Source organism: Streptomyces sp. MAR4 CNX-425, assembly GCF_048656465.1.
In the GTDB taxonomy this organism is placed as follows: Bacteria; Actinomycetota; Actinomycetes; order Streptomycetales; family Streptomycetaceae; genus Streptomyces.
In genome coordinates, this window is sequence record NZ_JBMDLF010000004.1 from 562,349 (window position 1) to 575,191 (window position 12,843).

Consider the following 12,843-nt stretch of genomic DNA (forward strand, 5'->3'; position numbering starts at 1 on the left):
GAGCCGGCGAGGCCGCGGAGGTGGCGGAGCCCCGGCGGCCGGCCGACATGAGCGGACGAAAGCCGCGGGAGCGTCGGGACCGCATCAAAGGCCGCGTCGTGGACGAAGGCTTCGTCCGCATCGAGCAGTTGGCCGACGAGCTCGGCGTGACCCCCATGACCATCCGCCGGGACCTCGACCACCTGCAGAGCAGAGGCTGGCTCCGCAAGGTCCGCGGCGGCGCCACCGCCCAGCCCTCGACCGCGTTCCACGGCGACGTACGCCACCGCACCCAGGCGATGTCCGCCGAGAAGAACGCCCTGGCGCGGGCGGCGCTGCCGCTGGTGAAGTCCGGTCAGTCGGTCATCGTCGACGACAGCACGACGGCCCTGGCGCTGACCCGCCTGCTCGCCCAGCGGGCGCCGCTGACGGTCATCACGAACTTCGTCCCGGTGACCCAGGTGCTCGCCGGCAGCCCGGGGATCGAGCTGATCTCGCTGGGGGGCACGTACTACCCCGCGTACGACGCCTACCTCGGCCTGCGCACGGTCGACGCGGTCACGAGCCTGTACGCCGACACCCTCTTCGCCTCCACGACGGCGATCACCCGGGGGCACTGCTACCACCAGTCCCAGGAGACGGTGACGGTCAAGCGGGCGCTGATGGAGGCGTGCGCGCGGAAGATCCTGCTGGTCGACCACACGAAGTTCCGGCGCCGGGGGCTGTATCAGCTGGCGCCGGTGACGGCGTTCGACCTGGTGATCGTGGACTCCGGGATTCCGCCGGCGGACCTGGACGCGTTGCAGGCGGACGGCGTGGAGGTGGTGGTGGCGCACCCGGAGTGAGGCCGGGGCGCGCGGCGCCGCGTCAGGGGGCTCTGTCTCAGGGGACTTCGTCCTCGTCGACGATGTGGACCGCCGCCTCCTCCGCCGAGGCCGCGGCGCCGTTGACGCCCGCGTCCGAGGCGACCAGGTCCTTCTCGCCGTCCTCGTGCGCGCCCTCGTCCGGGGCGACGAGGCGGCCGGCGCGGCGGTCGCCGACCTCGCCGTCGATCAGCTCGCCGTCGGTGTCGGTGGTGTCGCCGAGGCCGTCGCCGTCGGCGAGCACGGGCGGGTCGGGGATCTCCTCGGCGAGGCGCTCGTCCAGGGACTCGCCGCGGCGCTGCTCCGCGGCGGTGACGCCGGTGCGGTCGACGCCGCGGGGCCTCTCGGGCGGGGAGTAGCCCTCGTCGAGGGGGTCGACGGTGCCGTCGAGGGTGTCCTCGGGCGGCAGCAGTCCCTCGTCGTCCTGGGGTCCGTCGTCGGGCGGGCCGGAGGCGTAGGGCTGGTAGACCTCGTCGCCCGTGGCGCTGTCGTCCTCGCCGTCGCCGTCGCTGCCCGTCACTGGTGCCTCCCGTGGAGAAGTTCCCGGTGGGGTCATCCTCGGCGGGGCCGGGGGGCGCGGACACCCGGGGCGGCCCGTTCGGGTGGCGCCGGGGTGCCCGCGCGCCCGGGGGCGCGGCGGCCGCGTGCCCCTCGGCCCGACGATTGGCAGTGGCGAACGGGCATGTGCCCCCGGCGTGTGCCTACCCTTCGGGCCGGCCTCAGCGGTTGGCCGGGTTGATCCATTGCGGCTGCGACGGTTGCAGGAACCACGACGAGTGCCCCGGCTCCCGCCCCTGCCGCTCCGGCGCGGGCACGTGGTCGTACGCGATCTGCTCCGGCGGCGTTCCGTACCGCCGCAGCACCTCCCGCAGATCGGTGATGAAGTGCGCCGGGCCCGACAGGTACACCCGGTGCCTCGCCCAGTCCGTGCACGTCGCCAGCGCCGCCTCCAGGCGCCGCGCCGTCGCGCCCTGGCGCTCGCCGCGCTCCGGCGTGACCACCGTGACGTCCACCCACGGGTGGTGCTTCCGCAGCGCCTCGACGGCCTCCGGGTCGTAGAGGTGGGCGGTGCTGCGGGCCACCAGGAACAGCCGGGCCGTCGTCGGCTTCCAGCGCCGGACCATGTCCTCCAGCAGGGCGCGCACCGGGGCCCAGCCGGTGCCCGCGGCGATGAAGGTCACCGGCTGCCCGGCGCGCTCCGGGAGCACGGCGGTGCCGGCCGGGGCGCCCAGCCGGAGGGTGTCGTCCGGGCGGATCCCCTCCACTAACAGCGGGCTGAGCAGGCCGCCTTCGACCCGGCTGACGTGCAGGTCGACGGTGCGGTCGGCGCGCGGGGCGCAGCCGATCGAGTACGGGCGCCACACCCGCGGCACCTGCGGGGCCGAGACGCTCACGAACTGCCCCGCGGCGTACGGCAGCGGTCGGTCGGGGAGGAGGGTCAGCACGGTGACGCCGGGGGCGGCCTGGTGCCGGGAGACCACGCGGCAGTCCCACCAGCGGGGCGCCTGCTGTCTGTCGGCCTCCTCGCTGCCGCTGATCATCGCGTCCGACAGGATCTTGTACGCGCCGAGCCACGCCTGCTCGGTCTCCTCGTCCCAGGTGTTCGGCAGGCCGAAGCGGAGGGCGGCGATCAGGCTTTCGCCGACCGCCGCGTAGTGCTCGGGGCGGGCGTCGAACTTGCGGTGGTCGCGCCCCAGCGTCGTCAGGTAGCGGGGGAGGTCCGGGTCGTCGAGGCGCTGGACGACGAGGGTGAGGGCGGCGAAGAGGCGGTCGCGCTGCTCGGACATGTCCGCGGGGAAGAGGTCGCGGACACCCGGATTGCGGGCAAACAGATGCGAATAGAAGTACTTGGCAACATGATCCGCTCTGCGTTCAACTCGGGCAAAACTCGCCCGGATTCGCTCGTTTGCATCCACGCACACCGACGGTACTGACCCCGGGGTCCCTTGTTCAACACGGCATCGAACAAGTTTCCCAAGTCGCCACCGAATGTCTGTTCCGCCCCGGGACCAGCAAGTGGAACGCGCCTCTCACAGCCGGATCCCCAGCACCCGCCCCGGCCACTCCGCCCGCCCGGGCCGCACCACCGTGAACGTTCCCCACGGCGTGAACCCCAGCCGCTCGTACTGCGCCGCCAGCGCCCCGTCCCCGCCCCCGAAGCAGTCCACCCGCAGCAGCCCCACCCCCCGCCGCACCGCCTCCGCCCGCGCGTCCGCGACCAGCGCGGCGCCCACCCCGCCGCCGCGCAGCGCCCGGTCCGTCACCAGCAGCCGCACGTACAGCTCCGGCTCCCCGGCCGGCGGCACGAACTCCTGCGGCCGGTCCGCGAGCACGCACACCCCCGCCACGCGGCCCTCCGCCGTCTCCGCGACCCGCACCAGGAACGCGCGGGCGTACTCCTCCACCTGCGCCACCCGCTCCGGCAGCGCCGAGAACGGCTCCGTGCCCCACTGCTCGGTGCGCCCCTGTCCGGTCAGCCAGGCCACCGCCCCGTCGAGCAGGGCGAGAACGGCGGGGACGTCGGCGGGGCCTCCGGTACGTATCCTCATCCCGGGAATCTAACCGGGGACGTCCCCCGCCCGCCCCGCCGGCCCGAACACCGTCCGCAGCTCCGCCAGGTTGTCCCGGGTCACCTTCCACAGCACCTGCTGCCGGTCCCGCACGTCCGCCACCGCCGCCGCGTGGTCGTCCAGCACCGCCCCCGCCCGCTCGGCCAGCACCTCCGCCAGCCGCTCGTCGTCCACCCGCACGCCCCACTCCGGGCGGTCGATGTCCGCCAGGAAGTACGCCAGCTTCGGGTGCGAGACCAGGCTCAGCACCGGCGTCCCGCAGCCGAACGGGATCATGCCCGCGTGCCCGCGCATCCCGATCACCAGCCGCGCGCGGCGGTACGCGGTGCGTATCCCGTCGTTCGTCCGCTCGTACAGCGCCTCCACCGGCAGCGCGATCCCGTGCTCCCGCCGCAGGTCGTGCGCGAACTGCTCGTCCGCCGTCATGTGCGCGGCCACCCGCACGTCCGCCCGCTCGCGCAGTGCCCGCACCGCCCGCGCCATCGCGGCCAGGAACCGCGGATAGCCGTCGCCGAAGCGCATCGCCGCCCGGTCGTACGCGCAGTTGACCAGCACGGTGTCCGTGCGCTCCACGGCGTCGTCGTCCCAGCCCGGCTGGAGCAGCCGGGTCAGGGTGGTGGGGCACGGCTGGTACGCGACCCGGTCGCGCAGCCGCTCCGGCAGCAGCTCGCGCACCCGCGCCACCGAGCCGCGGTTGCGCAGCCCGAAGAACGCGGACCGCTCCACCAGCGCCGCGAGGCTCTCCCGGAAGCGGTCGCGGCGGTAGGTCTGGCCGGGGAAGACGTTGTAGCCGACGGCGAAGACCGCGAGCGGCACCTCGATACGGGCCAGCACCTCGTCCGGGACGTTCCACTGCCAGGCGCTGTTCCCGTTCGGCCAGGTGTCGGGCAGGAACAGGCCGCCGCCGCCGACGACGAGGCCGCGGCGCGCGTTGACCTCCGCCAGCGCCTCCTCGTCGAAGAGCCGGTGCACCGGGACCGGGTGCCAGCGGCGTGCGGAGGCGTCGGGGCCGAAGCAGAGCCGCACGGCCTCGGGGAGCACCTTGTCGCCGGCGTTCTCCTGGCCGGTGGCGTACGCGGCGGCGTGCGCGAACTGGGTGGAGACGACGGCCTCCGCGCCGGTGGGCGCCGCGAACTCCGGCAGCCCGTAGCCGCCGTGGAGCAGGGCCTTGCAGGTGCGGTTGGTCGGTTCGGCGTCCAGGCCCTCGCGCGCGTACGCCCGCGACCGCCGCTCGTCGCCGCGCAGCCAGGCCAGCCGGGCGAGCTGGCTGAACGCCTTCGCCGCCAGCTCGGGGCTGGCGGCGGCCAGCAGGAGGTGGGTCTCGGCCTCGTCGTAGCGGGAGACGGCCATGAGCGCCGCGCCCATCGCGTCGTGGAAGCGCGGCTGGTCGGCCTGCGGACGGGCGGCGGCCAGGGCCTCGACGGCCTCCTCGTACGCCCCGTTCGCGCGCAGCGCGAGAGCGGTGCGGCGGGCCAGGTCGGGGGTGGGGCGCAGCCGGAGGAGCGGCGGGGCGTAGTGCAGCAGCAGCTCGGGGTGCTGGCGGTGGGCGGGGAGGGCGCAGTACGCGCGCCAGAACTTCTCGTCGGTCAGGTCGTAGCGGGCGCGGGCCTCGTCGGAGGGGTCGCGCAGGACGGCGAGGTCGGCGGCGGCGAGCCAGCGGGGGCGCAGTTCTATGAGGTCGTCGTACGCGTCCTGGAGGGCGCCGTCGTCGTCGGTGGGGACCTCGACGATCCGGGGGTGGAGCCGGCGGGCGGCGGCGAGGACGTCGTCCGGGAGGCCGTCGTGGCACAGCAGGAAGTCCTCGCAGACGCCGGGGTTGGCGAGGGCGAGGCTGCGGAGCAGGGCGGGGAGTCCGGCGGCTCCGGCCGGGCCGGTCCCGTCGACCCGGCAGACGAAGGCGACGCGGGGGGCCCGGCGGGCGGGGGCGGCCGGCGCCGGTGCCGCTGCCGGGGGCGAGGCGCCGCGGGACCGGGGCGAGGGCACGGCGGTCGCGGGGGCGGCGTTGTCCGCGTTGTCCGCGGGGGCCGCGGGGGCCGCCGGGGCTTCGGGAGCGGCGGCGGGGGAGCGGGGCGTGGCAGGGGTCATCGCAGGGCGGTCCTCGTCTTCGTACGGTCCTTCGCCCGGGACGCGATCCAGCGGCGCTCCTCCGGCCGCAGCCGGCCGGCGCCGTGGACGTCGAGCCGCGGGCTGACGTCGAGGTGGTCCAGCAGCCGCAGCACCGTGAACGCCGCGCTGGTCTCCGGCCCCCAGCCGCCGTCGCCGAGCAGCGCCGGGTCCTGGAGCGGGCGGCGCAGCGACCCGTCGCCGAGCCCGTCCTGCGCGCCGGGCACCGCGCGGCGGGTCGCCTCCCGCCACGTCTCGCCGGGGTCGGCGAACACCAGCCGGACGCCGGCGGGCCGGTGCCACGACTCGGAGCCCAGCTCGGCGACGGCGTGCACGTCGGCGCGCTCGCCGCCGCGGAAGTCGTCGCAGCGGACGACGAGTTCGTAGTCGCCGGCCGCCGCGAACCGGCCCGGCCCGACGACGACGCAGGCCGCCTTCCCGGCCGCGTACGCCCGGAAGTCGGCGACGCCGACGGGCCGGGCGCCGGCGAGCAGCGGGTCGGCCATGCGGCCCTGGTCGAGGACGCGGCAGTACGTCCCGTACAGCGCGGCGAGTTCGCGCAGCCGCGGGTCGGCGGCCCCGTAGCGGCTCAGCTGCTCGCCCACGTAGGCGGTGAAGGCGTCGCGCACGGCACCGGGCATCGCCTCCGCGCCGACCGCCTCGGCGAACTCCCGCCCGGCGGTGGGCCGCGCCTCCGGGTCGGCGGCCGGCGCGGCCGGCGCCGTGTCCGCCGGGAACAGCTCCACCGCCGCCGCCAGGCACTCCCGCCTCTCGCGCGCCGCCGCCAGCAGCACCGGCGTCTCCGGGTGCGTGCTGCCCAGCGCCAGCTGCCGTTCGTACGCCTCCGTGGCCGCCGCCGCGCGCCCCAGCGCGTCCAGGGCGTGCGCGCGCAGCCGCCACGCGGCGCGGGACCCCGCGCGCAGCGCCAGCCCCGTGTCCGCCAGCTCCACGGCGAGCAGCAGCTCGCGCTCGCCGCCCGTCTCCACCGCGCGCTCGCCGGCCCGCAGCAGCGTGTCGAACAGCTCCGTGCCCACCGCCTCGCGGCGCGGCGGCGGGGCGGTGCCGAGCAGCTCGCCGAGCGCCGCCACCAGCGCCGTACGGGCGGGGCCCGGGCCCGCGCCGGGCGGCGGCGCCCCGGCGCCCGGCGAGCCCCCGGAGGCCCCGGAGTCCGGCGGGTCCGCCGAGTCCTCAACGGCCGTCAGCCCGGCCAGGTATCCGGTGCACAGGCGGGCGCACTCCGCCAGCGTGCGCGCCTGTTCCGCCCGGGCCCGGCGGGACGGTCTGGATCGCGGAGTCTTCATCGTGCTCCCGGTTCGTGCGGCAGGCTGCGACTGTTCCGCAGCCGCGGACGCCGGATCTGGCCGCGTGGCAGACGTGAGATGAACACTGCACGAAGCTCAGGCCGCGGGCGCAGGGGACGGCGGCAGGGTAGGCCCCGCGGGCCTGCGGGTAGGGTCGGACGGGTGCCCGGCCGGGGCGCCGCGTGGCCGGCAGGCGAACGGCCGGACGGATCGAAGAGTCGACGAAGGGAACCGCCGTGGAGCAGCTGCCGCCCGAATTCCTCACCCCCGGCTCGTCGTCGTTCACCGACTTCCTCGCCTCGTACGCCCCCGAACAGCTCCCCGCCCACCGCCGGCTGCCGGACACCGGCGCCGCGGCCGTCGACCTCCCGCACGGCACCACCATCGTCGCCGCCGCCTACGCCGACGGCGTCCTCCTCGCCGCCGACCGCCGCGTCACCCTGGGCAACGGCATGATCGCGCACCGGGACTTCGAGAAGCTCTTCGCGGCCGACGAGTTCTCCGCCGTGGGCATCGCCGGCTCCACCGGCATGGCCGAGGAGATGGTCCGCCTGCTGCGCCTGGAGCTGGAGCACTACGAGAAGATCGAGACCGTCCCGCTGTCCCTGGAGGGGAAGGCCAACCGGCTCGGCACCCTCATCCGCGACAACCTCGGCCCCGCGATGCAGGGCCTCGCCGTCGTGCCGCTCTTCGCCGGGTACGACCCGCGCAGCGGGGCCGCGCGGATCTACTCGTACGACATCACCGGCGGCCGCGCCGAGGAGAAGGGCTTCGCGGGCACCGGCTCGGGGTCGGTGTACGCGCGCGGGGCGCTGAAGAAGCTGTACCGCGAGGGGATGGGCGAGGAGGAAGCCGTGACGATGGCCGTGCAGGCGCTCTACGACGCCGCCGAGGACGACAGCGCCACCGGCGGCCCGGACGCCACGCGCCGCATCTACCCGCTCGTCTTCACCGTCACCCAGGATGGCTGCCGGCGGCTGCCGGAGGACCGGGCGGCGGAGCTGTCGCTGGCCGTGCTGGAGGGCCGCCGCGCCCGCCCGGACGGCCCGAACGCGCCGCTGCCGTAACCGCGGCCGCCGCAACGGCGCGCGCCCCGGCCGCCGCGGTCCGGTCCTCACCCCCGCGGCGGCCGCCGCGCGATGTCCGACACCGGCCCCAGGTGGCCGAGCTTGTCGGGGTTGACCACGGCCCGGATCGACTGCACCACCCCGTCGGCCACGTCGAGTTCGAACACGCTGGCCACCCGCCCCTCCACGTCGTACATCACCGCGCCCGGCCGGCCGTTGACCCAGGCCAGCCGGAGGGACGCGCCGATCTTCCGGACCCGGCGGAGCAGCCCGACGACGAGCCGCTGGACGGGTTCCCGCCCGGCCGGCGGGTGCTCGACCACCTGGGTCTTGCCGCCGCCGTCCGTGTGCAGCACGACGTCGGGCGAGAGCATCTCGAACAGATCGTCCATGTCGCCGCCCGCGGCGGCCTCGAAGAACCGGCGGGCCAGCTCCGCGCCCTCCGCCTGCCGCAGCGGCCGCGGCTCGTCGTCCTTCCGGCCCCCCTCGGCGAGGTGGGCCCGGGCGCGGGCGAAGATCTTCCGGCAGTTGACCTCGGACTTGCCGGTGATCTTCGCGATCTCCGGATAGCCGTAGCCGAAGACCTCGCGCAGCATGAACACCGCCCGCTCCACCGGCGAGAGGGACTCCAGCAGCACGAGGAACGCCATCGACAGCGAGTCGGACAGCTCGGCGTACTCGGCCGGCCCCGGCCGGTCCGCCGGCACCACCACCGGCTCGGGCAGCCAGTCGCCCACGTACCGCTCCCGCCGTACCCGGGCCGACGTCAGGTAGTTGATGCCGAGCCGGGTCACGGCCGTCGTCAGGTACGCCTTGGGGTCGGCGATCTCCGTACCCACCCGGAGCGCCCGGGTCAGGCCGAGGAACGCGTCCTGCACGATGTCCTCGGAGTCGCCCACGGACCCGGTCATGCCGTAGGCGATGGAGAACAGCAGCGGCCGGTAGCCGGCCGTCGCCGCGGCCGTCTCGTCCCCGTCAGCCGACGCAGGCACGGAACCCCTCCCGCCAGCTCGCGTACCGCGGCGCCCAGCCGAGCTCGGCGCGCGCCTTCTCGTTCGAGGCCCCGCGCGCCGTCGTCATCTGCCCCACGACGAACTCGCCGGCCAGCAGCCGCCCGAGCCAGGCGGGCATGCGCATCGGCGGCTTCGCGCCCGCGACCTCGGCGAGGTACGGCAGCCACTCCGCGACCGGCGCCGGCTCGTCGTCGACGACGTTGTAGGCGCCGGGCGCGCCCTTCTCCACCGCCGCGAGCGTCGCGGCCGCGGCGTCGCCGATCTCGATGAACGACCAGATCCCGGCCCCGCCGCCGATCATCGGCAGCTGCCGCTTCCGCACGGCGTCGACCATGGGGTCCGAGGCGCCCTTCCCGTAGAACGTGCCGTAGCGCAGCACGACGCCCTCCGGTGCCCTGCGCGGCACGTTCTCGTCCACGTGCCGGACCGCCGCCAGCGTACGCGCCGCGGACGCGACGGGCGACCGGGTGACGGTCGTGTCGTCCTCGGACTTCAGCGGGCCGCCGGAGTGGTCGTAGATGAAGTTGTGGCCCTGTGCGACGACGCGGCGGGTGCCGGCCTGCTCGGCGGCGTCCAGCAGGTTGTCGGTGCCGCGGGTGCGGAGCTCGTTCGTGGGGGCGAACACCTTGTCGAGGTTGCGGAGGCTCCCCATGTCGCCCAGGGCGGTCATCTGGTGGACGACGACGTCCGGCGCCGCGGCGGTCACCGCGGCGATCACCGCCTCGCGGTCCAGCCCGTCGAGCACCACCGGCTCCGCGCCCGCCTTGCGCAGCTGCTCGGCCTTGGCGGGCGACCGGGTGGTGGCGGTGACCTCGTGGCCCGACGTGATCAGTCCGGGGACCAGGTGCCGGCCCAGCGCGCCGGTGGCCCCGGTGACGAAGACTCGCATGATCATTCCTTTCCGTGGTGACAACCCCTGGAGACAGGGCAGCACCCGGATCTGTGACATCCGGCCCGGCGGGGCCGTACGGGCCGCGCGAATACCGGAGGCGGCGGGCGGCCCCGCGCGGGTACCGTGCGGACGGTGACCGACGACCCCGCCCTCTTCCCGCCCGGCCTGCCCGTCCTCACCGAGATGCGCGTGCACGCCTCCGGCCGCGCCTGGCTGGCGGAGCTGCCCGCGCTGCTGGAGAAGGTCCGTACCCGCTGGTCGCTGCGCTTCGGCGCGCCGTACCGGGGCGGCAGCTGCTCCTGGGTGGCGCCGGCCCTGCTGCCGGACGGCACGCACGCGGTGTGCAAGGTCACCTGGCCGCACCGCGAGGCGGCGGGGGAGGCCGAGGGCCTGCGTATCTGGGACGGCCACGGCGCGGTGCGCGTCCTCGACCACGACCCCGGCCGGCACGCGCTGCTGCTGGAGCGCTGCGAACCGGGCACCGAGCTGGGCGCGGCCGACGGGCTCGGCGCCGCGCACCGGCTGCGGCTCGGCGCCGCCGTGCTGCGCGACCTGTGGAGCGTCCCCGTACCGCCGGACTGCGGTCTGGAGCGGGTCGCCGACGTGTGCGCGGAGTGGGCGGACCAGGTCGAGGAGCGGATGGCGCGGCTGCGCCCCGGCTACGACCCCGGGCTGGTCGCGCACGGCGCCCGGCTGCTCCGCGAGCTCCCGGCCACCGCCGCCCGGCACGTCGTCGTGCACGGCGACTTCAACCCCGGCAACGTCCTCGCCGCCGCCCGCCGCCCGTGGCTGGCCATCGACGCCAAGCCGATGACCGGCGACCCGGGCTACGACCCGTTCCGCCTGCTGGAGCAGATCGACGACCCGTTCGCGGCCGCGGACCCGCGCCGCACGCTCGCGGCCCGCCTCGGGCTCCTCGCCGGCGAGCTGGGCGAGGACGCGGACCGGCTGGCGGCGTGGGCGGTCGCGCGGCTGGCGGAGGAGGCGCTGTGGCGCGCGGAGCACGGGCGGAGCGCGTACGGCACGAAGCTGCTGGCGAAGGCCCGGCTGCTGGGGGACGCGGCGGGGCTGTAGCCGGCGGGGCCCCGGGCCCGGGCGGAGGTGGTCCGCCCGGGCCCGGGGCCTTGGGTCAGTCGCCGGTCCGCGGCAGCAGGGAGACGATCTCGCTGCCGTTCCGGGCCACCAGCACGTTCCCGTAGAGCAGGACCTGCGGTGTGGCTGCGACGTCCGCCCTCGGCTCGCCGATGTCGACGTGGCCGCGCCAGACCTGCTCACCGCTGCGCAGATCGAGGCCGGACAGGTCCCCGGCCGGGCTGAAGAAGTACACGACCCCCTGCTTCGCCGACACCGCGGGAGACGCGATGCCCGTCAGCAGTTCGTCGCGGGGCATCTCGACGCCGACCGGGGCGGTCCACAGGGTCTTCCCCGTGGTCAGCGAGAAGACGGCGGCCTCGCCCTCCCAGGACACGGTGATCAGGTGGTCACCGACGATGTCCGAGTTCGCCACCTCCCCCTCGATCGGCGAGGGGTGGGAGGCGGTCTCCCCGGAGCCGCTGACGGTGGTCAGCACCATCCCCCGGCCGCCCGCGTCCGCCGTTCCGGCCAGGACCATGCGGTCCCGCGAGGTCCCGACGAGCTGCTGACCGCCGGGCAGGGTCAGGACCTTCGTGGCGTCGCCGGTGGCGGGGTCGAGGCGGATCACCTCGGCCTCGTCCGGCCTCTCGACGTCCTGCCGGCACAGGAGGTGCGGCACGCCGCTCAGCACCGCCCGCTGGCACGCCACGCCCTTGTCCCAGGTGTAGTTCCACTTCTCCTCGCCCGTCAGCGGGTCGAGGGCCGACATCGTGCGCAGCGACGGGGTGTTCGCCAGCACCGCGCCGTCCATGAGCATGGCGGCCTGGCCGGTGCGGTCGTCCTGCGGCATCTCGACCGCCCACAGCACGTCGCCGTTGTCCGCGTCCACCGCCATCAGGTCGGTGCCGCCCATGTAGTCCCCGTCCGGCTCCTTCTGCGCGGTGTGGTTGCGGTAGGCGTAGACCACGCCGTCGCGCACGGCGAACGGGTGGTCGATCCCGTCGCCCTCGCCGTTGACCGCGACCCTCCACAGCCGCTCGCCGGTGTTCGCGTCGAACTTCGCGACGTCGTAGGCGGACCCGCTGCAGTACAGCGCGGATCCGTCCACCAGGCAGCCCCGCTCGCTGGCGCCCGGGGCGCCGCTCTGCCACGGCTGCCAGCCGTCCGGCGGCGCCGCGGGCCGCACCGGCCGGTCCTGATCGGCCGCACCGCCGCCCCCGATGCCGAGCACCGCCGCCACGGAGATCGCGGCCACGGCCACCGCCGCCCCCGCGGCCTGCGAGAAGCGGCGCCGGCCACGCCGCCGTACCACCGTCTCGACCAGGTCCCCGGGCGCCTGCACGTGGTCCAGGGGAACCGCGCGCAGCGTCTCGCGGACCTTCTCCTCCACCCGCTCCTTCGTCATCCCCGGGCCTCCTTCGGCGTGTAGCTGAGCGGCTGCGTCTGCTTCCCGGCCTCTTCGGGCCCCAGCTCCGGCACGAGCGTCCGGAGCTTGCCGAGCGCCCGGTGCGCCGTGCTGCGCACGGTGCCGATCGGGCATCCCAGCAGCTCCGCGACCTCGGCCTCGGGCAGGTCCTCGAAGTAGCGGAGGACGACCACCGCCCGCTGCCGCTTGTTCAGCCGGCCCAGCGCCGCCCACAGCGCGACCCGCAGCTCGGCGTCCGCGCCGGCGTCGGCGGCCGTGCCGGACTCCGGCGGCACGGGCACCGTCGTCTCGGCGCGGTGCCTGCGCAGCCGCCAGCGGTTGACCTGCTGGCGGTACATGATCTGGCGGATGTACGCCTCGGGCTGCTCGATGCGCTCCCAGCGCCCGTAGGACTTCATCAGCGCGATCTGCAGCAGATCCTCCGCGGCGTGCCGGTCTCCGCCGGTGAGCAGCACCGCGAGCCGCAGCAGCGCGGTGGAGCGCATCGCTACGAAGTCCCGGAACTCGTCGTGACTCGACGCCTTCATCAACCCTCCCCGTCTTGGCACCCCTCAC

The 12,843-nt window shown here is 75.6% G+C and carries 12 protein-coding genes; 3 read left to right on the forward strand and 9 right to left on the reverse strand.

Annotated elements, in window-relative coordinates:
* The first annotated feature begins 47 nt into the window (after positions 1–47).
* A complete protein-coding gene (locus tag ACHZ99_RS15370; RefSeq protein WP_420305218.1) occupies positions 48–824 on the forward strand; it encodes a DeoR/GlpR family DNA-binding transcription regulator in 777 nt (258 codons plus the stop codon).
* Positions 825–861: 37 nt separating this feature from the next.
* Here ACHZ99_RS15370 and ACHZ99_RS15375 read toward each other — a convergent pair whose 3' ends face one another.
* From ACHZ99_RS15375 to ACHZ99_RS15395, 5 genes are all read right to left on the reverse strand, one after another.
* Positions 862–1,398, reverse strand: a complete 537-nt coding sequence (locus ACHZ99_RS15375) for a DUF5709 domain-containing protein (protein ID WP_420305127.1) — start codon at positions 1,396–1,398, stop codon at positions 862–864.
* A gap of 163 nt (positions 1,399–1,561) precedes the next feature.
* On the reverse strand, positions 1,562–2,764 hold the full coding sequence (locus tag ACHZ99_RS15380; protein WP_420305128.1) for a globin domain-containing protein: 1,203 nt from the start codon (positions 2,762–2,764) through the stop codon (positions 1,562–1,564).
* Between the two features lie 108 nt (positions 2,765–2,872).
* Entirely contained in the window at positions 2,873–3,328 is a 456-nt protein-coding gene (locus ACHZ99_RS15385; RefSeq protein ID WP_420305219.1) for a GNAT family N-acetyltransferase, read from the reverse strand.
* Between the two features lie 72 nt (positions 3,329–3,400).
* Positions 3,401–5,497 carry a polysaccharide pyruvyl transferase family protein gene (locus ACHZ99_RS15390; protein WP_420305129.1) on the reverse strand — a complete coding sequence of 699 codons (2,097 nt, stop codon included), beginning with the start codon at positions 5,495–5,497 and terminating at the stop codon, positions 3,401–3,403.
* Positions 5,494–6,816, reverse strand: a complete 1,323-nt coding sequence (locus tag ACHZ99_RS15395) for a hypothetical protein (protein WP_420305130.1) — start codon at positions 6,814–6,816, stop codon at positions 5,494–5,496. The genes ACHZ99_RS15390 and ACHZ99_RS15395 overlap by 4 nt, the downstream gene beginning before the upstream one ends.
* Before the next feature lie 209 nt (positions 6,817–7,025).
* Between ACHZ99_RS15395 and prcB the strand changes: the two genes are divergently transcribed.
* On the forward strand, positions 7,026–7,883 hold the full coding sequence (gene prcB, locus ACHZ99_RS15400) for a proteasome subunit beta (protein ID WP_420305220.1): 858 nt from the start codon (positions 7,026–7,028) through the stop codon (positions 7,881–7,883).
* A 47-nt stretch (positions 7,884–7,930) separates the two neighbouring features.
* Here prcB and sigJ read toward each other — a convergent pair whose 3' ends face one another.
* Together sigJ and ACHZ99_RS15410 are read right to left on the reverse strand one after the other, a co-directional pair.
* Positions 7,931–8,875, reverse strand: a complete 945-nt coding sequence (sigJ, locus tag ACHZ99_RS15405) for an RNA polymerase sigma factor SigJ (protein WP_420305131.1) — start codon at positions 8,873–8,875, stop codon at positions 7,931–7,933.
* Positions 8,859–9,785 carry an NAD-dependent epimerase/dehydratase family protein gene (locus tag ACHZ99_RS15410; protein ID WP_420305132.1) on the reverse strand — a complete coding sequence of 309 codons (927 nt, stop codon included), beginning with the start codon at positions 9,783–9,785 and terminating at the stop codon, positions 8,859–8,861. The genes sigJ and ACHZ99_RS15410 overlap by 17 nt, the downstream gene beginning before the upstream one ends.
* 186 nt (positions 9,786–9,971) lie before the next feature.
* Here ACHZ99_RS15410 and ACHZ99_RS15415 point away from each other — a divergent pair, with 186 nt between their 5' ends.
* Positions 9,972–10,862 carry an aminoglycoside phosphotransferase family protein gene (locus tag ACHZ99_RS15415; protein ID WP_420305221.1) on the forward strand — a complete coding sequence of 297 codons (891 nt, stop codon included), beginning with the start codon at positions 9,972–9,974 and terminating at the stop codon, positions 10,860–10,862.
* Positions 10,863–10,917: 55 nt separating this feature from the next.
* On the opposite strand, the gene ACHZ99_RS15420 is transcribed toward ACHZ99_RS15415, so the two are convergent.
* Positions 10,918–12,267 (reverse strand): PQQ-binding-like beta-propeller repeat protein, encoded by a 1,350-nt coding sequence (locus ACHZ99_RS15420; protein WP_420305134.1) that lies wholly within the window; start codon positions 12,265–12,267, stop codon positions 10,918–10,920.
* Positions 12,264–12,815: a SigE family RNA polymerase sigma factor gene (locus tag ACHZ99_RS15425; protein WP_420305135.1), complete on the reverse strand. Its 552-nt coding sequence runs from the start codon at positions 12,813–12,815 to the stop codon at positions 12,264–12,266. The genes ACHZ99_RS15420 and ACHZ99_RS15425 overlap by 4 nt, the downstream gene beginning before the upstream one ends.
* Positions 12,816–12,843 lie beyond the last annotated feature (28 nt).

Excerpts from the sequence above, each read along its gene's own strand:
- ACHZ99_RS15370 (WP_420305218.1), top strand. The coding sequence starts at position 48 with ATGAGCGGACGAAAGCCGCGGGAGCGTCGGGACCGCATCAAAGGCCGC.
- ACHZ99_RS15375 (WP_420305127.1), bottom strand. The coding sequence starts at position 1,398 with ATGACCCCACCGGGAACTTCTCCACGGGAGGCACCAGTGACGGGCAGC.
- ACHZ99_RS15390 (WP_420305129.1), bottom strand. The coding sequence starts at position 5,497 with ATGACCCCTGCCACGCCCCGCTCCCCCGCCGCCGCTCCCGAAGCCCCG.
- ACHZ99_RS15395 (WP_420305130.1), bottom strand. The coding sequence starts at position 6,816 with ATGAAGACTCCGCGATCCAGACCGTCCCGCCGGGCCCGGGCGGAACAG.
- ACHZ99_RS15410 (WP_420305132.1), bottom strand. The coding sequence starts at position 9,785 with ATGCGAGTCTTCGTCACCGGGGCCACCGGCGCGCTGGGCCGGCACCTG.
- ACHZ99_RS15415 (WP_420305221.1), top strand. The coding sequence starts at position 9,972 with ATGCGCGTGCACGCCTCCGGCCGCGCCTGGCTGGCGGAGCTGCCCGCG.
- ACHZ99_RS15420 (WP_420305134.1), bottom strand. The coding sequence starts at position 12,267 with ATGACGAAGGAGCGGGTGGAGGAGAAGGTCCGCGAGACGCTGCGCGCG.
- ACHZ99_RS15425 (WP_420305135.1), bottom strand. The coding sequence starts at position 12,815 with ATGAAGGCGTCGAGTCACGACGAGTTCCGGGACTTCGTAGCGATGCGC.